This is a genomic window from Mesorhizobium hawassense, from assembly GCF_003289945.1.
GTDB lineage: Bacteria > Pseudomonadota > Alphaproteobacteria > Rhizobiales > Rhizobiaceae > Mesorhizobium > Mesorhizobium hawassense.
Genome location: NZ_QMBP01000005.1, coordinates 74,841 through 89,489 on the forward strand (window position 1 = coordinate 74,841; position 14,649 = coordinate 89,489).

The 14,649-nt window shown below is 62.6% G+C and carries 22 protein-coding genes; 11 read left to right on the forward strand and 11 right to left on the reverse strand.

The features are described from left to right. Positions 1-87 precede the first annotated feature (87 nt). Positions 88-909: a HEAT repeat domain-containing protein gene (locus DPM33_RS12875; protein WP_112097817.1), complete on the reverse strand. Its 822-nt coding sequence runs from the start codon at positions 907-909 to the stop codon at positions 88-90. 233 nt (positions 910-1,142) lie between these two features. Here DPM33_RS12875 and DPM33_RS12880 point away from each other — a divergent pair, with 233 nt between their 5' ends. From DPM33_RS12880 to msrA, 5 genes are all read left to right on the forward strand, one after another. Continuing rightward, the gene (locus DPM33_RS12880; protein WP_146770239.1) at positions 1,143-1,697 is read left to right on the forward strand and encodes a hypothetical protein; all 555 of its coding nucleotides are present in this window, start codon (positions 1,143-1,145) and stop codon (positions 1,695-1,697) included. Positions 1,698-1,702: 5 nt separating this feature from the next. Then, positions 1,703-2,056, forward strand: a complete 354-nt coding sequence (locus tag DPM33_RS12885) for a hypothetical protein (RefSeq protein WP_112097819.1) — start codon at positions 1,703-1,705, stop codon at positions 2,054-2,056. A gap of 220 nt (positions 2,057-2,276) precedes the next feature. Beyond that, positions 2,277-2,528 carry a hypothetical protein gene (locus DPM33_RS36205; RefSeq protein ID WP_167449046.1) on the forward strand — a complete coding sequence of 84 codons (252 nt, stop codon included), beginning with the start codon at positions 2,277-2,279 and terminating at the stop codon, positions 2,526-2,528. After that, positions 2,525-2,734, forward strand: coding sequence for a hypothetical protein (locus DPM33_RS12895; RefSeq protein WP_112097820.1), 210 nt, complete (start codon positions 2,525-2,527; stop codon positions 2,732-2,734). The genes DPM33_RS36205 and DPM33_RS12895 overlap by 4 nt, the downstream gene beginning before the upstream one ends. A 166-nt stretch (positions 2,735-2,900) precedes the next feature. Then, on the forward strand, positions 2,901-3,422 hold the full coding sequence (gene msrA, locus DPM33_RS12900) for a peptide-methionine (S)-S-oxide reductase MsrA (RefSeq protein ID WP_112097821.1): 522 nt from the start codon (positions 2,901-2,903) through the stop codon (positions 3,420-3,422). Between the two features lie 210 nt (positions 3,423-3,632). Here the strand turns inward: msrA and DPM33_RS35815 are convergent, their stop codons facing one another. Beyond that, positions 3,633-3,827 carry a hypothetical protein gene (locus tag DPM33_RS35815; protein WP_127235553.1) on the reverse strand — a complete coding sequence of 65 codons (195 nt, stop codon included), beginning with the start codon at positions 3,825-3,827 and terminating at the stop codon, positions 3,633-3,635. 169 nt (positions 3,828-3,996) lie between these two features. Here DPM33_RS35815 and DPM33_RS12905 point away from each other — a divergent pair, with 169 nt between their 5' ends. Then, complete coding sequence (locus DPM33_RS12905) at positions 3,997-4,266, forward strand: hypothetical protein (protein WP_146770240.1); 270 nt, start codon at positions 3,997-3,999, stop codon at positions 4,264-4,266. 17 nt (positions 4,267-4,283) lie between these two features. On the opposite strand, the gene DPM33_RS12910 is transcribed toward DPM33_RS12905, so the two are convergent. The 4 genes from DPM33_RS12910 to DPM33_RS12925 all read right to left on the reverse strand — a co-directional run bounded on the left by DPM33_RS12910 (position 4,284) and on the right by DPM33_RS12925 (position 6,496). Next, a complete protein-coding gene (locus DPM33_RS12910) occupies positions 4,284-4,793 on the reverse strand; it encodes a PAS domain-containing protein (protein ID WP_167449047.1) in 510 nt (169 codons plus the stop codon). A 585-nt stretch (positions 4,794-5,378) separates the two neighbouring features. Beyond that, entirely contained in the window at positions 5,379-5,822 is a 444-nt protein-coding gene (locus tag DPM33_RS12915; protein ID WP_112097824.1) for a GFA family protein, read from the reverse strand. Between the two features lie 173 nt (positions 5,823-5,995). After that, positions 5,996-6,289, reverse strand: coding sequence for a hypothetical protein (locus DPM33_RS12920; RefSeq protein WP_112097825.1), 294 nt, complete (start codon positions 6,287-6,289; stop codon positions 5,996-5,998). 45 nt (positions 6,290-6,334) lie between these two features. Next, positions 6,335-6,496, reverse strand: a complete 162-nt coding sequence (locus DPM33_RS12925; protein WP_112097826.1) for a Thivi_2564 family membrane protein — start codon at positions 6,494-6,496, stop codon at positions 6,335-6,337. 140 nt (positions 6,497-6,636) lie between these two features. Here DPM33_RS12925 and DPM33_RS36210 point away from each other — a divergent pair, with 140 nt between their 5' ends. Next, positions 6,637-6,774 (forward strand): hypothetical protein, encoded by a 138-nt coding sequence (locus DPM33_RS36210; RefSeq protein WP_167449048.1) that lies wholly within the window; start codon positions 6,637-6,639, stop codon positions 6,772-6,774. Between the two features lie 94 nt (positions 6,775-6,868). Next, on the forward strand, positions 6,869-7,033 hold the full coding sequence (locus tag DPM33_RS12935) for a DUF3309 family protein (RefSeq protein WP_112097828.1): 165 nt from the start codon (positions 6,869-6,871) through the stop codon (positions 7,031-7,033). A 25-nt stretch (positions 7,034-7,058) separates the two neighbouring features. Here the strand turns inward: DPM33_RS12935 and DPM33_RS12940 are convergent, their stop codons facing one another. Continuing rightward, positions 7,059-8,921 (reverse strand): CHASE3 domain-containing protein, encoded by a 1,863-nt coding sequence (locus DPM33_RS12940; protein WP_245442117.1) that lies wholly within the window; start codon positions 8,919-8,921, stop codon positions 7,059-7,061. A gap of 639 nt (positions 8,922-9,560) precedes the next feature. Here DPM33_RS12940 and DPM33_RS12945 point away from each other — a divergent pair. After that, a complete protein-coding gene (locus DPM33_RS12945; RefSeq protein ID WP_112098044.1) occupies positions 9,561-10,784 on the forward strand; it encodes an anion transporter in 1,224 nt (407 codons plus the stop codon). A gap of 50 nt (positions 10,785-10,834) precedes the next feature. On the opposite strand, the gene DPM33_RS12950 is transcribed toward DPM33_RS12945, so the two are convergent. After that, entirely contained in the window at positions 10,835-11,425 is a 591-nt protein-coding gene (locus tag DPM33_RS12950; protein ID WP_167449049.1) for a TetR/AcrR family transcriptional regulator, read from the reverse strand. A gap of 82 nt (positions 11,426-11,507) precedes the next feature. Here DPM33_RS12950 and DPM33_RS12955 point away from each other — a divergent pair, with 82 nt between their 5' ends. Continuing rightward, positions 11,508-12,374, forward strand: coding sequence for a crotonase/enoyl-CoA hydratase family protein (locus tag DPM33_RS12955; protein ID WP_112097830.1), 867 nt, complete (start codon positions 11,508-11,510; stop codon positions 12,372-12,374). A 59-nt stretch (positions 12,375-12,433) separates the two neighbouring features. On the opposite strand, the gene DPM33_RS12960 is transcribed toward DPM33_RS12955, so the two are convergent. Then, complete coding sequence (locus tag DPM33_RS12960; protein WP_112097831.1) at positions 12,434-13,519, reverse strand: HPP family protein; 1,086 nt, start codon at positions 13,517-13,519, stop codon at positions 12,434-12,436. On the opposite strand from DPM33_RS12960, the gene DPM33_RS35820 reads away from it, so the two are divergent. Then, complete coding sequence (locus DPM33_RS35820) at positions 13,518-13,709, forward strand: hypothetical protein (protein WP_146770241.1); 192 nt, start codon at positions 13,518-13,520, stop codon at positions 13,707-13,709. The two genes, DPM33_RS12960 and DPM33_RS35820, sit on opposite strands and share 2 nt — an antisense overlap. A 53-nt stretch (positions 13,710-13,762) precedes the next feature. Here DPM33_RS35820 and DPM33_RS12965 read toward each other — a convergent pair whose 3' ends face one another. Both DPM33_RS12965 and DPM33_RS12970 read right to left on the reverse strand, forming a co-directional pair. Next, the gene (locus DPM33_RS12965; RefSeq protein WP_112097832.1) at positions 13,763-14,065 is read right to left on the reverse strand and encodes a cupredoxin domain-containing protein; all 303 of its coding nucleotides are present in this window, start codon (positions 14,063-14,065) and stop codon (positions 13,763-13,765) included. Beyond that, positions 14,062-14,586 (reverse strand): DUF4142 domain-containing protein, encoded by a 525-nt coding sequence (locus DPM33_RS12970; protein WP_112097833.1) that lies wholly within the window; start codon positions 14,584-14,586, stop codon positions 14,062-14,064. The genes DPM33_RS12965 and DPM33_RS12970 overlap by 4 nt, the downstream gene beginning before the upstream one ends. Positions 14,587-14,649 lie beyond the last annotated feature (63 nt).

The following is a 14,649-nucleotide window of genomic DNA, read 5'->3' on the forward strand; positions in this document are numbered from 1 at the left end:
CGCCGGTTCGCCGGCGGACTTCGTTCTTCGCTCCATCCCGCAATTGTCAGGATGGAGCGTCGCCTTCGCGTGCCCGGACGCGAAAGTTCAGAGGGGCGCCGGCAGTGACGACTGCCATATCGCATGCTGCGATATGGTGTTGTGCTCGATGCAATCCGCGGCCAGTTTGCTGATCTCAGGATCGGCGGACGCCTTCGCCCATTCGACATAGGCGTCAACGACCACCAACCTCGCTCGGCCGGCCAGGCCCAGACCGTAACGCCGCACGACTGGCTCGGCATGGTCCAGCATCGCGCGGATCATGCCTGATGCATCGTCGCGCCGCTGCCCGGTAATGTCCGCTATCGCCGAAAACGGCGTCTGTGGCCTGAGCGACGCGGCGCGCTGGCGGGCAAACTTCAACTGCCAGTCCTTTGCAAAGCGCACGAACTGGACGGCTCCCATGCGCACGCCTGGGTGCTCATCATCCAGAGCAAACAGGGCTTGCGCGAGATAGTCGTTCTGGCCGCGCGTGCTGCATCGCAGGATAGACTCCACGGCATCGAAGCGCGTTCGCGGGTTGTCATCCGCCAGCAGCGCCGCCAGTTCGCCCACCATCGAGCTGATGTTCTGGTTCTGAAACGTGGCTAGAAATGCGCCTGTCGCTCGCGTCCGGGGATTGGCCGATGTGAGCAGGCGACGCAGGCTTTCCAACGGAACCGTCTTGCCGAGCTCACCGAGAAAGTCGTTGGCCAGTGTGCCGTCGTCGTCATCGGGGGGCGACAGCAGCCCCTCCAGCATCTCCTGACCTGTCATGGCATTTGTCGATTTGCGGAGCGGCACCAGGATCTTGCCGGCTTCGCTGAAGAAAAGATGAGCGGTCTCTCTGTCCTCGGCGGACAGGCGCATCGCCTCGAATAGATCTGTCATGGCAAAGGGTGGCTTTCCCACCCGCGTAGAGTAAAGGCCGCGCACAATGCTGAGGCCCAACAAACATCGGTGTCGCCGATGCGGGGCAAGACCTACCGCACAAGGCCGAAGATGAAAAGACGAGTGGCCAAAATTTTGCGGTGCAAGGCCCGACCTGAGCAATACGCTCCAGGGTTGCGAAATATCGCTCCCCAATTAGACTGCATGCCGAATGATTTCACAGGGCGGCAACCGTGAACAGACGAGTGGTTTTGACCGGTGCTCTGTCGGCGCTCGCTCTTCAACCGGCTCTGGTCCGCAAGGTGCTGGCAATGGACCCGCCGGTGCCGAAATGGCGTCCCTCCTTTTCCCAGCCGCTCGACCGCATCGAGGACCGCTTCAGCTATTACTTCAATGGCGGACGTGATTTCGCCGTGCTGCGGAACGGCACCTGTGTGTTGCTGGACGACGGCTTGTCCGACGGCGCCGCGTCCATGGCCGCGGTCGGAACCCTGTCGCGGATAATCAACTATCACCCCGACATGCAGCCGTCGCCCATGGATGACGGCAATGTCCTGGTCGGCTACGACCATCCCGCCTTCAATGTGGTGCTTTCCGATATTGCCAAGGCGCACTGGGCCGAGATCGAGGCGCGCCATCTGGATGGCCTGGCCAAGGATGAAGTGCTGGTCACGCCGCTTGGCGCGAACGTCTTCGACGAGGTCGGCAAGAAGGCGCTGCTTGGCCGCTGTTACATGTTCATGGATGCGCTGGCGCCGAAAGTGATGCACATCCATCGCCGGTCGTGACAGGCATGCGCAAAGCGTCAAAACTGCTTCTTCTTGGCGTGCTGCTCTCGGCCTGCACCGGCTCCAGCGGCGACTGGCGCGCCGAGGCGATCGCGTCGGCCGAGGCCAAGATGCGCGGCCTGATCAACGATCCGGCGGTGACCTTCGCGCATGTCGACCTCACCGGCGACAGCGCCACCGGCCAGACCTGCGGCGTCATCATTGCCAAGATCGGCATCTACACCAAGGAAGCGCGCTTCATCGTCTATATCGACGGTGCCGGCCCCTATGTCGAACCGGGCCTCGGCTCGTCCATGTCGCAGGCCGATTTCGACTGGGCCTGGAAGAATGATTGCGTGAATGAGGGGTATAAGGGCTGAGCGCTTTCCTCGCCCCGCGCGAAGCGTGGGGAGAGGTGGCCGCGCAGCGGCCGGAGAGGGGCCTTCGTAGGGCGACAGCTTCGCCGCTCTCGCCCGTTGATCGAACACCGGCGCCGTCCCCTCTCCGTCGCGGCTTCGCCGCGCCCACCTCTCCCCGCTCTCGCGGGGCGAGGAACTGGAGCTGCCATGTCCCGACACGTCACCTTCATGACCATCGACGATGCCGGGCATTATTCGCCGCAGCAGCGCGCCGCGATCGTCGCTGCTTTTCGGACATCGTCTTCGAGGTGGTGATCCGAAGGTTCAAACCGACTTCGGATTCCTGATCGCGCAGCGTGAAGGCGAGGCGGCCGATTTTCTAAACACTGACGTCATCGCGACGGTTTTTTTCGAAACCTCCGTGAACCATTTCATGTCTCCAGGCGACATATCGCTGCAAATGGACGTTCATTGCACGGAGAAACTCGGATGACCAAAGTGCTTCGCAATACTCTTCTTGCCGTTGTCGCCGGCGCTGCGTTTGCCGGTTCGGCAATGGCCGACCAGCAGAGCGCCAAACAAGGATGCAGCAACCCCACGAACGACCTTTGGAGCGGTCGCTGCTGCGGCACCAGCGCCAATAGCTGCCTTGGCGGCGGCCATGATCACGACCACGGTGGCCGGGGCCGGGAGCGCTGATCTCCGTAAATCCCGAACACCCGCCGCGCATATGCAGGGGGGTGCTCGCCTTCGGTGGCTGACTAATCATCGCGAAATCCGCCAAGCCTTGGCGGACAGCCACTCGAGCCGCTGGAAGAAGCCGGCCGTAACGCCTATCTATGGAGCAATCCAAAGGAGGTGTGACATGGCTTTATCCACCGAACGCGCGGTCCTTGCCGGCGGCTGCTTCTGGGGCATGCAGGATCTGATCCGACGCTTGCCCGGCGTGGTTTCAACGCGGGTCGGCTACAGCGGCGGCGATGTCGCCAACGCCACCTACCGCAACCACGGCACCCATGCCGAGGCGATCGAGATCATCTTCGACCCGGCAAGGACCAACTTCCGCACGCTGCTCGAATTCTTCTTCCAGATCCACGATCCGACGACCAGGAATCGCCAGGGCAACGATATCGGCATGAGCTATCGCTCGGCGATCTACTACACCAGCGATGAGCAGAAGCGGATCGCCGAGGATACGATCGCCGACGTCGACGCGTCCGGCCTGTGGCCGGGCAAGGTCGTCACCGAACTCGCCCCGGTGGGCCCGTTCTGGGAAGCCGAGCCCGAGCACCAAGACTACCTCGAGCGCTATCCCAACGGCTATACCTGCCATTTCGCACGGCCGGGGTGGAAGCTTCCCGTTCGCCAGAAGGCCGCCGCGTCATAGGCCGGCAGCGGAACTATCGGATAGCGCCGTCACTTCAGATCCAGCCCGCCATGCCGGAAGGCATGGCGGGCTTTTTTGCGTTCCTGGGGTGCCTTGGCGGCGAAGGCGGCGCCGTTTCACGGAAACAAGGAAACCGCTCTATCCATTTGTTTTGGCGCAAATTCTGTACGGAAAGCCGCTACGCGCTTTCCCGTAATTGCCTTGCGCGCCTCAGCCCTTGGCGCGGCGGCCCTCGTGCTCGTGGCTGCCGATCCAGTGCGCGCGGATACGGTCGCTGGCTTCGAGATAAGCCATGTCGATAAGATATGTCAGGAGCTTCTCGCCATCGGCTTCCGCCTTCTGGCGAAGCTCCCGCAAGATCCCCTGCGCAAACTGCAGGTTTTCCATTTTGCTAGGCTGGTCCATGGGTGCCCCCCAAATGTCTGCGCGGTAAGTTTGGCTCACTATGCTTGTATGAAGATTGTTGCGTCACTCGCGGTGAAGCTGCACTCGGTTGCACTGTCGCCCGATCAACGAACCTGTTGGACATTGGGCCGAAATGTCGATATTTTACGCGCCCAATCGGACAGCGACCATGCACGAAGATGAGGGCAGCACTCCTGACAAGTTTCAAGCCATGCTTGACGTGATTGCCAGAAGCGAGCCCTCGAATGCGAGCGGGCAGGCCGATTTTGGCCGGTTGAGAGCCGATGCCGCCAAAGCCGCCGGCGTGCTGATCGAATTTTATGGCGATGCGGCCCTGGAGCGGGCCAGGCTTATAGAGCGCCGATCGCCCCAGTCGCATTTCGCGCGCTTGGTCACGGCTGAAGTCGGCAGGCGCGGCAAACCGCAGCCTGGAAGCTAGTCCGGAAACGATCGGCCTCAGGACGATCTTCGCCTCCTAAGTCTTCCGTCAAGCCGCTGCTCGACCTCTTCCTCGATATTGTCCAGAAGATAGGACAACATGTCGTGTCCGATAGCCTGCGCGATGTCCTTGGCCTGCCCGACATGGTTGTGGATCTCGCGCAGCGCCTGCTCCTCGCACGCGGCATCCTTCGTCAGATCGACGAACCAGCCGGGATAGAGCGCTGCCTCGCCCACCTCGTCGACATAACATTGGCCGACGGCCAGGATCTTGCGCAGCCCCATCTTTTCCGAGCGGACCCTGTAGACTTCCCTGAAACCGGACCTGCGCTCTATCGCCTTGCGGATAGCCAATCGGACCCTTGGACGGTCATCCCGGTCGATGCTTTGCATCCATCGTTCCAGCGACGCGCCATGCGAGAATTCGTCGAGCGTCAGGCCAAAATAATCTGAAAGATTGGCGTCGCCATAGACACGGTCACGCTTGATGTCCCAGGTCCAGAACCCGTCGATCGGTGGATACCGCATATGCATGTTTCGGCCGTGTTCAGTCGCCGACGTCATGAAAACCGCCCCGTCCGGTTTCAAGATTCGGCAACACTATGTAGCAAAAATTGAAAGAAACAAAGATGGCCTTTTGTACAAGGAACGAAGTCATAGGGCTTATTGGTTGCGGCAATTTCGAGCTTCATATTCGACATAACCAGAAAGACCATGCTTAAGAAAATTTCTTGAGCCGAAAGAAATTTCACTTGGCGTTGCAACTGCTGCTTGGTACTTCACGCGATAAGAACAGAGAATAGCAAGCGAAACAATCCCAGAGGTTGTGTTGCCCCAAGAAACATGGTTGAAAATTCTTATATTTGTCAGGCGGATAAAACTCTATGCGTGCTGCTTTCCGAAACCGAGCCGGTCCACGGCCTCGCACTTTGCCGCGTTGCAAATGCTAGCGGCAGCTGGTTGGCCGGCAAACCGACCGGTGGTTGAAAACCGCCAAACCCGGGAAAAGTCCACGCGGATCAATCGCCAGCCGTCTGTTTCCCGGACATTCCGGGAGGCTCCGTTAGACTGAAGATCGCCGTCGTTCAGACTTAAGTCCGCCAGGAACTCGACCTAGGCCGACCTTTGCTGCGGTTCCCGGCCGACGTCATCGCCGGCAGCCGAATCATCGGCGATCCGATCATGTTCAAACTGCTGAGCCTCGGGCACGACCTGCAACCAGGACTCGCGGCGTCCGGTCCAGAGCTCGTAGCTCGGCATCAGCCCTTCGGTTGGCGCGATGTCCAGGCTGCCGATCGTGACCTCTGCCTCGTCCTCGCCGATGAACGGAACCCGGCTTCCGCAGGTCGGACAAAAACTTCTGGTGCCATAGCTGCTGGTGATGCCGGTCGTTTCAAACGCGTTGAGCGGCCACACCGCATACGCATGAAACGTCGATCCGCTCGTCTTGCGGCAGTCCTTGCAGTGGCAAAGGCCGACCCGCAGTGGCTCGCCGGCCACCTTGAACCGCACGCCGCCACACAGGCAACTGCCGCTACGCATGATATCGTTGGACATGGCCGTTCCTCCTGCAGCCTGATCCGGCGCGGCACGCCGTTCGTTACAATTCACGGGGGTCGAAACGGTTCCGCGCGCCATGCATGTCGCCCAAGAGTGCCTGGCGGTTTTGGGAAGACGACATGCAAACACCCAAAGTGCGTCGGCGCGACGCGTTTGCGAGCGTGCGTCGTTCAGTCGGGAAAATCGAAGACCGGCTCCTGGCATCGATAGAGGCGGCATTCGCCATCGCGGGTAGGAACGGGGATCGATACCGGCACCTCCGGCCAGTCGCATTCGTTGCCGAACTGGCGCACGAAACGGTCATAGGTGTTAGGCCCGGTGGTGAGCACCGCGGCGTGCCGGCTTTGAATCAGCGCCTGCGCCTGGGCGCAACTCATGACGCGCGTGTCCTGCCGGGTAGCATCGGCGGTGCCGGTTGCGCACGCGATGATACCGGCAAAAAGTGCGATCGACAGGTTTCTCATGGGACACCAGGCCTCTCAGTTTCCGGTGTCAAATATGGATCGCGGCTAAAACACCGCAAGATATTTCAGCAACGAGATGATGCCGATGATGATGACGATTATCTGCGCGATCTGCCGCGCGCGGGCATCGAGCGGCAGGCGCTGCACCAGATAGAGCACCAGGATGATTACCAGGAAGGTGATCAGAATGCCGATAAGTACGCCCATGTCTGCCTCCGTTCTGTCCCATGATCACCCTAAGCGGGCTGCCTCAAACGTCGCGTGTGCGAAAATGGTTCCACAGGGGTGAGGTGGAACAGGAGATGAGGCCGATCGTTGTTCAGCATCTTCGAATATTGAGGTCGAACATGAAGGACATATTCAGCACGGCTACCATCATCGCTTCGATCGCAATTGCCATTGCGCTGATGTTTCTGGTCCCCATCAAGCTCGAGGCCAACCCTGGGTCGCCAGTTGTTTCATCCCATTCGGTCAGCGGTGAATAGAAGGCCCGCATGTCAGCGGAACATGCGTGCCGCTTGCGAGTTGATCTCGTCATAACAAGCGCGCGGGATCGCACAGTCACAAGAGGAAGAAACCATGGGCCTCGGCACAATTCTCATCATCATTCTCATTCTCGCCCTACTTGGCGGCTTCAGCGGCCTGGGCGGCGGTCCATTTTACGGCACCGGCTATTATGGCGGCGGCGGTCTAGGGCTGGTTCTTGTTATCATCATCATTCTGGTGGTGCTTGGAAGGATCTGATCGCAGACCGACCAATTGAGCGGGCTCAGTCAGCCAGCGCGTCCCTGAGCTTCGCCGCCAATTGTTCCAGCGTGAACGGCTTGGCGATGAAGTGCACATCGTGGTCGAGCACGCCATTGTGCACGACCGCGTTGCGCGTGAAGCCGGTCATGAAAACCACTTTCACCGAACGGAAGTTTTTGCGGGCCTGTTCGGCCAACTGGCGGCCGTTCATGCCGGGCATGACGATATCCGTCAGCATCAGCGCGATGGCCGCGTTCTCGCCGAGCTTGCGCAATGCCTCGTCGCCGCCGGCGGCCTCGATGACGGTATAGCCGAGCTCGAGCAGCGTGCCGGCCGTCGAAGCACGCACGCGGGCGTCATCCTCGACGAGCAAGACGGTTTCGGTAGCCGGGACATCGCTTCTGCCGCTAGCCCTTGCAGGCGTCGCCGCTTCTTCCGAACCGGTGAAGCGGGGAAGATAGATTTTGATCGTCGTGCCTTCGCCGGGTTCCGAATAGATTTTGACGTGTCCGCCGGACTGCTTGACGAAGCCGAACACCTGGCTGAGGCCAAGTCCCGTTCCTTTGGCCGCCGGCTTGGTGGTGAAGAACGGCTCGAAAGCCTTGCCCATGATGTCCGACGACATGCCAGCGCCGGTATCCGTCACCGCCACCATGACATACTGGCCGGCCTTCACTTCCGGATGCGCCGCCGCATAGGCCTCGTCGAGATGGCAATTGGCCGTCTCGATGGTGAGCCTGCCCTTTTCGTTCATGGCGTCGCGCGCGTTGACCGCCAGGTTGATGATGGCGTTCTCGACCTGGCTGGGGTCGGCATGCGTTTTCCAGAGGCCGCCCGCCAGCACCGTTTCAATCTCGACCGCGTGACCGAGCGTGCGGCGCAGAAGATCCGACATGCCGGTGACCAGGCGGTTGGCGTCGACGATCTGCGGCGCCAGCGGCTGCTGCCTGGAAAAGGCAAGCAGCCTCGCCGTGAGATTGGCGGCGCGCGCCGCGGCATCGGCAGCGGCCTCGACGAAACTCTGCACGTCGTGCTCGCCGCGGGAGAGCTTGCGCTGCGCGAGGTTCATGGCGCTGGTGATGACCGCCAGCATGTTGTTGAAGTCATGCGCGATGCCGCCTGTGAGCTGGCCCACCGCCTCCATCTTCTGCACCTGGCGAAGTTGCGATTCCGCCTGTTCACGCGTCTCGATCTCGTTGAGCAGTGCCGCGTTCTTGGCGCTCAACGCCTCTTGCGCGGCGGCCACCTCCCTGAAACGGCGGCTGGATTGGCGGATTGTGAAGATGCCGAGCAGCAAGATGCCCAGCAGCGCCGCGAACGAGCCGGCGCGCAGCCACCCTTCGATCTGTTCCATACGCTCGCCGCGGGCGGCGAGGCTTGCGCCGTCGATGCGCCGTATCGCGTCGATATTGGCGCGGATCTGGTCCATGTCCAGCTTGCCCCTGCCGCCGCGCACGATATCCAACGCCTTCGCCGTGTTGCCCGTGTCGTAGAGCCTGATCGTCTCGGCGAGCTCCGCCTGCTTGCGGGCAAGCGCGTCCTTGATGCCGACGACCTGCTGCGCCCGATCGCTGCCGGCCGGAAACATCTCATCGGCACGCTTGAGCAGCGCCGGCAGCGCCTCGACCGCATGTTGATAAGGCAAGAGATAGTTCTTCTCGCCCGTCAGCAGATAGCCGCGCTGGCCGGTCTCGGCGTCCTGGGCGAGCGAAAGCAGGCTCGCGAGCGTTTGCTGGGCTTCGATTGCTTCGAGGCTGGCGTCGCGGTCGGCGATCTGCGTTTCGGCCAGGATGGCGCGTCCGCCGATGATCAGCGAGACGATGGCAAAGCCGGCAAGGAGCGGGAGCGCTTGCCATCGCAGGGCGCGTCGCAGTCGGGCAATCATTGCTTTGTCGGGCCTGAGGAAACCGTGAGTCTCGGCAAGTGGTAGGCGGCGGCAAAGCGCAAGGCAAGAGCGTGGTCCACAACGCAATGATTGCAGCACGCTGGACCTATTTGGCTACGTCCAACGTTAATGATGGCGGCCTTGATCAATGTCAGAATACCGGACTGCGCCGCGGCGTCGTTTTGCGGCCGGCAGCTGCCTGTTCCCGTAAAATTGCTAGCTGCCGCGCTCGCTGCATTCGAGGCAGACGATGCTGTGTCCCGGGCAGTTGAGCCGGTGCGTGCCGCCAGGGCAGCAATGGCCGTTCGAGCTCAGCCAGCGCGCGCAAACGAAAACCTTTTTCGCACCGTGACAGCGGGAGCATTCCTGCGGACGCATCAATTCCTCCCGTGATGGGACGCGATGTTCCGCTTCAACGACCGTACTCATCCGTTTAGTCCCCAACCCCCTGGATTATCGGTCACAAATGTTAATTCACTATTCTTTACATTAGGGTTTATGAATGTGAAAGCCGCGAAAGCGACATAAGGCTTTCCGGCGGTTGCGCGCTTTCCCTTTGCGCTGCCCTTGCTAAATGTGATGCCGCCGGATGCGCCGGCGGATTCTGCCGGCAGGGCAGGCAACGGGAAGCTTTTTGCAATGACATGGACCGGCGCGGGCGCGCTTTTCACCCTGGTGCTCACCTATGCCGGCGTCGCCGTCGGCCGTATTCCGGGCCTGCGCCTCGACCGTGCCGGCATCGCGCTTCTGGGCGGCGCCGCCATGATCGCCATCGGCGCGATCAGCATCGAGGATGCCTACAAGGCAATCAATTTAGACACCATCACGCTGCTGCTCGGCATGATGATCGTGGTCGCGCATCTGAAGGTGTCTGGCGCGTTTAGGGCGCTCGGCGGCTTCGCCATCGAGCATGCCCATGCGCCCTTCATGCTTCTGGTCATGGTGACGCTGTTGACCGGCGTGCTTTCGGCCTTCCTGGTCAACGACGCGATCTGCCTGGTGATGGCGCCGATCGTCGTCCACGTCACGCGCGTCATCAATCGCAACCCGGTGCCTTACCTCATCGCCACCTGCACGGCCTCGAACTGCGGCAGCGTCGCCACCATCACCGGCAACCCGCAGAACATGGTGATCGGCGCGCTGTCCGGCATTTCCTATCCGGCCTTCACGCTGGCGCTCGCGCCGGTGGCGCTGTTCGGCCTGCTCTGCGTCATCGTCATCGTGCGCGTCGTCTACCGCGCCGAATTCTCCCGCCCCGCCGAGCTCAGCCCGGAAGTTTATCGCGGCCGCATGCTGCCGGGCCAGGTGCTGAAGGCGACCATCGTCTGCGTGCTCCTTGCGCTCGCCTTCTTCGCCGGCGTTCCCGTCGCCAAGGCGGCGCTGATTGCCGGCGCCTTCCTGCTGGTCACCCGGGCAATCAAGCCACGGCGCATCTACCGCGAGATCGACGGGCCGCTGCTTTTCATGTTCGCCGGCCTGTTCGTGGTGGTGGCGGGCGCCGAGCGCACGCTGCTCACGCCCGACATGATCGCCTGGGCCAAGAACATTGGCCTCGACGATGTCTGGCGGCTCTCCGGCTTCACCGCGGTGCTTTCCAACATCATGAGCAATGTCCCGGCGGTACTGGCGCTTCGCCCCTTCATTCCCGGCTTGGAAAATCCGGAGCGCGCCTGGCTGGTCGTGGCGATGAGCTCGACCCTTGCCGGCAATTTCACGCTGCTCGGCTCGGTCGCCAACCTGATCGTCGCCGAGCAGGCGAAGGCGGCCGGCAAGGAGCTTTCCTTCTCCGCCTTCTTCAAGGTCGGTCTGCCGCTGACGCTGGTGACGCTTCTCGCCGGCACCGCCTTGCTGGCCTGGTCCTGAAGACGGCTGCCCCTCGGACCACTCAATTGACCCGACGGGAGCATCACGCTCTAAGCTTGGTGTTTGCCTGCCATCCTCGCCCGTATCAGCGTCGCGGCGGCATGGCCGGCGGCGTTGACGTAGTCGGGATTGGGATGGATCAGCATGCTGGAAAAAGCGCCGTCCATCAGAAGCACGATCTCGCGCGCCAGCATCTTCGCCGCGCCGACATGGTGGCTTGAAAGTGCGCTGGCCAGCCATTTTTCGAAATTGGTCTTGTGGCGCGCTCCAGCCTTCACCGCCGGATGCCCCGGCGTTGCAGCGAGCTCGGCCGCCGTGCGCAGGAAACCGCAGCCCTTCCATTTGGGGTGGCGCGCCACCCGCGCCAGGTTGGTGAAAATTGCTTCCACCTTTTTATCCGCGCCGCCCTCCGCCGCGTCGAACCAGCCGGCCATCTGCTCGAGATTGGGCTGGTCGCGGCCGTCGAGATAGGCCGCGATCAGGTCGTCCTTGCTCTTGAAATGATAGTAGAGCGTGCGCTTGGTGAGCCCGGCTTTCTCGGCCACCGCATCGACGCTGACGCGGCCGATGCCTTCGGCATAGAACAGCTTGGTCGCCGCGTCGACGAGGCATTTTCGCGTGGGATTGGGCTTTTCGTTCATCCTGTAAGTATACCGACTAGTGAATATACAAGCAATCGAAAGCCTGCTCCTTGTCCCGCGCAATCGCTGGAAAGGATAAGTCATGACCGACCTTGTGCTGAGCGAGACGCGCGACCGCGTCGCCATCCTCACCCTCAACCGCCCCGACAAGCTGAACGCGCTGAATTACGCGCTGATCGACCGGCTGCTTGCGCTCCTCGACCAGATCGAGACGGACGATGGCGTGCGCGCCGTCATCCTGACCGGGGCAGGCGAGCGCGCCTTCTCCGCCGGCGCCGATATCCGCGAATTCTCATCGAGCGTGACCGAAGGCACCGATGCCGCCCTGCGCGATTTCGTCATGCGCGGCCAGCGCCTGACGGCGCGGCTGGAAGCGTTCCGCAAGCCGGTCATCGCCGCCGTCAACGGCCTTGCCTTCGGTGGCGGCTGCGAGATCACCGAAGCAGTGCCGCTGGCAATCGCCAGCGACCGCGCCTTATTTGCAAAGCCCGAGATAAAACTCGCAATGCCGCCGACCTTCGGCGGCACGCAGCGCCTGCCGAGGTTGGCGGGGCGCAAGCGCGCGCTTGAGCTGCTGCTCACCGGCGATGCGTTCTCGCCCGCGCGGGCGCTGGAGCTCGGCCTCGTCAACCAGGTCGTGCCGCACGCCCGGCTGATGCAGGCCGCGCTCGACCTTGCCCGGCGTATCATCGGCCATTCCCAGGCGGCGGTGGCGAGCATCCTCGCCGCGGTGACGCGCGGCATCAACCAGAGCATTGCAGAAGGCCTGCTGGTCGAGGCCGATCAGTTCGCGCGCGTGGCGCCTACGGCCGATTTGCGCGAGGGGCTCGACGCCTGGATCGAGCGGCGCCAGCCGGCCTATGACGGCTCACGGACGCACAGGCCAACGGAAGCGGGTGCTCCAGGCTCGGCACCGGGTCGGAACCAACTCCTGACGACACTGCTGTAGGCGAGGCGATGGAGGACGCGAGGCCCAGCTGGATGGCTCGCGCCTCCCGGGGCGCAGCGTCAGGCAGCCGATTTCAAGTTCGTTCCGTCTGTTGGCCGCACGCGCGCCGCCGCCGCGAGCAGATCGGTCTGGGTGATCAAGCCGAGAATGTGCCGCTCGCCATCGACGATCACCACGGCATGGCTGCGCCCGTCGGTCAGCACTGGCAGCAGGCCCATCGCCGGCGTGTCGGGTGAGGCGGTACCGGCCTTCGACATCACTGCTTTGACCGTGTCGGTCGCCCTCGTCAGCTCGCGCAGGCCGACCGCGCCGATGAGCCGGCCGTCCGCGTCGACCACCGGCAAGGTGCGGATGTTGTGGTCGATCAGTTGCTGGCGCGCCTCGTCGGCCGAAGCGGTTTCCGGCACCGAGATCACATCGCGGGACATGATGTCCCGGCACAGCAGCGTGCGATGCGAACGCACCATCGCCTGCAGCTCGACCTGGCGCAGCAGGCGCTCCAGGTCGTCGCGGTCGATGTCGAAGGTCTCGTCGAGCGCGGAGAGCGCCGCGTCGACATCCTCGGGCCGGAAGCCGACGCGCTCGGCAGGCGGCCGGTCGGCGGTGCCGTGGCCGCTGGCGGCGGGTTGATGCGCATGCGGATAGTTGCGCCGCGACAGCTTGTGGAACAGGAAGCCGAGCGCCACCAGGAGGATCGAGTTCAGTGCCACAGGCACGAAAGGGAACAGGAAGCCAGCGGCCGCCACGGCCGGGCCGCCGATTACGCCCGTCAGCGCGGCGGCGCCGCCGGGCGGATGCAGCGAGCGCGTGAATGACATCGCGGCGATCGCCAGCGCAACGGCAAGGCCGGATGCGATGACCGGATCATGCACGAAACGCGCGACCGTGACGCCGACAAGCGCCGAAATCGTGTTGCCGCCGATGATCGACCAGGGCTGTGCCAGCGGGCTCGATGGCACGGCAAAGAGCAGCACCGCGGACGCGCCAACCGGTGCCACCAGCATCGCCACATATTCGCCCTTGCCCATCGCCAGCCCGCTGACCACGCCGGTCAGCGCGATGGCGACCACGGCGCCGAGGCAGGCGATCATCCGCTCGCGCAGCGTGGCGCCTGCAAGGATCGGAACGAAGAGGCGAAACGCCATGGCAGGTCCTGGTTCGAAAGGGTGGAATTGCGCTGCACGCAATGCCGCTGAAAACACGGATTTGGAAGCCAAGCCAATCCGTATTTTTGAGGCCGAAGAGAATATTATTGCGCTGCCGGCCATACAGCATGGCCGCCTGCGGCAACCGGGCAAAACAGGCCGCGCACCGGCACCGCCACAAGGATCATGATCATCATTAAGTCGAGCGAGGCGCGGCGCACCTCACTCGACAGGCAGGTCGGATTAAGGGGTCACCTCGATACGGCCCTTCATGTTGGGATGGAAGCGGCAGAAATAGTCGACCGCTCCCGCCGCTTTCAGCGTGACCTTGCCCTTCGACTTTGCCGGGATCATCACGTCCCAGCCGCCTTTGACCGTGGCGGTGTGGGCGAGGATGTCATTGTTCGTCCACTCGATCGTGTCACCGACCTTGGCCTGAACGTTGGCGGGCGAGAACACCAGCTTGTCGATCGTCACCTCGATGGTCGCCGCGAAGGCCGGCGATGCGCCGAGCGCCAATGCCAGCGCTAGAAGCAGCGGTCTCATTTCAGCATGCCGGCGACATGTTCGGCATGCTGTTCATGCCCCTGGAAGATCTTGAGGCCGGTCTCCAGCAGGCTTTTCAGCTCGGCATTGCTGGCCGAGGGGATGAGCAGCGTTTCGAGCGCTCCGTCGACCTGCTTGTGATAGGCCACTTCGTTCTCGATATAGGCCTTGTCGAAGTCGGCACCCTTGAGCTTCGCCAGCTTGGCGCGCTCTTCCTCGGCGGCCTTGGCCAGCGCCTTGCTGGTGTCATTGTCCTCGGGCGTGACCTTCAGCTTCTTCACCAGGTCGAGCGCCTGCTTGTTGACCGCCGCATGGTCGCGCTCCATGTCCTTGGCGAAATCGACGACCTCCTTGTTCTTGGACTTCTTGATCGCCAGCTTGGCAGCTTCGATGTCGATCGAGCCTGCCGTATAGGCGATATGGGCGATTTGCGGGTCGGTGGGCTTCTCGGCGGCTAGGGCCAGCGGCGCGGTGCTCATCAGGAAAAGGGCGGCGAGGGCGGCGGTCGGTCGCTTGAACATGGCATCTCCTTCGCCCGGCGCGTGGCCTCGGGCTTTGTCTGGGGTTAACGGCCATTGGATGCG

What these genes read in the sequence shown, in the direction of transcription:
- msrA (WP_112097821.1), top strand. Translation starts at nt 2,901, where the DNA reads ATGGCTTTATCCACCGAACGCGCGGTCCTTGCCGGCGGCTGCTTCTGG.
- DPM33_RS12935 (WP_112097828.1), top strand. Translation starts at nt 6,869, where the DNA reads ATGGGCCTCGGCACAATTCTCATCATCATTCTCATTCTCGCCCTACTT.
- DPM33_RS12965 (WP_112097832.1), bottom strand. Translation starts at nt 14,065, where the DNA reads ATGAGACCGCTGCTTCTAGCGCTGGCATTGGCGCTCGGCGCATCGCCG.
- DPM33_RS35820 (WP_146770241.1), top strand. Translation starts at nt 13,518, where the DNA reads ATGGCAGGTCCTGGTTCGAAAGGGTGGAATTGCGCTGCACGCAATGCC.
- DPM33_RS12875 (WP_112097817.1), bottom strand. Translation starts at nt 909, where the DNA reads ATGACAGATCTATTCGAGGCGATGCGCCTGTCCGCCGAGGACAGAGAG.
- DPM33_RS12950 (WP_167449049.1), bottom strand. Translation starts at nt 11,425, where the DNA reads ATGAACGAAAAGCCCAATCCCACGCGAAAATGCCTCGTCGACGCGGCG.
- DPM33_RS12940 (WP_245442117.1), bottom strand. Translation starts at nt 8,921, where the DNA reads ATGATTGCCCGACTGCGACGCGCCCTGCGATGGCAAGCGCTCCCGCTC.
- DPM33_RS36210 (WP_167449048.1), top strand. Translation starts at nt 6,637, where the DNA reads ATGAAGGACATATTCAGCACGGCTACCATCATCGCTTCGATCGCAATT.
- DPM33_RS12915 (WP_112097824.1), bottom strand. Translation starts at nt 5,822, where the DNA reads ATGTCCAACGATATCATGCGTAGCGGCAGTTGCCTGTGTGGCGGCGTG.
- DPM33_RS12885 (WP_112097819.1), top strand. Translation starts at nt 1,703, where the DNA reads ATGCGCAAAGCGTCAAAACTGCTTCTTCTTGGCGTGCTGCTCTCGGCC.
- DPM33_RS12895 (WP_112097820.1), top strand. Translation starts at nt 2,525, where the DNA reads ATGACCAAAGTGCTTCGCAATACTCTTCTTGCCGTTGTCGCCGGCGCT.
- DPM33_RS12920 (WP_112097825.1), bottom strand. Translation starts at nt 6,289, where the DNA reads ATGAGAAACCTGTCGATCGCACTTTTTGCCGGTATCATCGCGTGCGCA.
- DPM33_RS12925 (WP_112097826.1), bottom strand. Translation starts at nt 6,496, where the DNA reads ATGGGCGTACTTATCGGCATTCTGATCACCTTCCTGGTAATCATCCTG.
- DPM33_RS12945 (WP_112098044.1), top strand. Translation starts at nt 9,561, where the DNA reads ATGACATGGACCGGCGCGGGCGCGCTTTTCACCCTGGTGCTCACCTAT.
- DPM33_RS35815 (WP_127235553.1), bottom strand. Translation starts at nt 3,827, where the DNA reads ATGGACCAGCCTAGCAAAATGGAAAACCTGCAGTTTGCGCAGGGGATC.
- DPM33_RS12960 (WP_112097831.1), bottom strand. Translation starts at nt 13,519, where the DNA reads ATGGCGTTTCGCCTCTTCGTTCCGATCCTTGCAGGCGCCACGCTGCGC.
- DPM33_RS12905 (WP_146770240.1), top strand. Translation starts at nt 3,997, where the DNA reads ATGCACGAAGATGAGGGCAGCACTCCTGACAAGTTTCAAGCCATGCTT.
- DPM33_RS12955 (WP_112097830.1), top strand. Translation starts at nt 11,508, where the DNA reads ATGACCGACCTTGTGCTGAGCGAGACGCGCGACCGCGTCGCCATCCTC.
- DPM33_RS36205 (WP_167449046.1), top strand. Translation starts at nt 2,277, where the DNA reads ATGCCGGGCATTATTCGCCGCAGCAGCGCGCCGCGATCGTCGCTGCTT.
- DPM33_RS12970 (WP_112097833.1), bottom strand. Translation starts at nt 14,586, where the DNA reads ATGTTCAAGCGACCGACCGCCGCCCTCGCCGCCCTTTTCCTGATGAGC.
- DPM33_RS12910 (WP_167449047.1), bottom strand. Translation starts at nt 4,793, where the DNA reads ATGCGGTATCCACCGATCGACGGGTTCTGGACCTGGGACATCAAGCGT.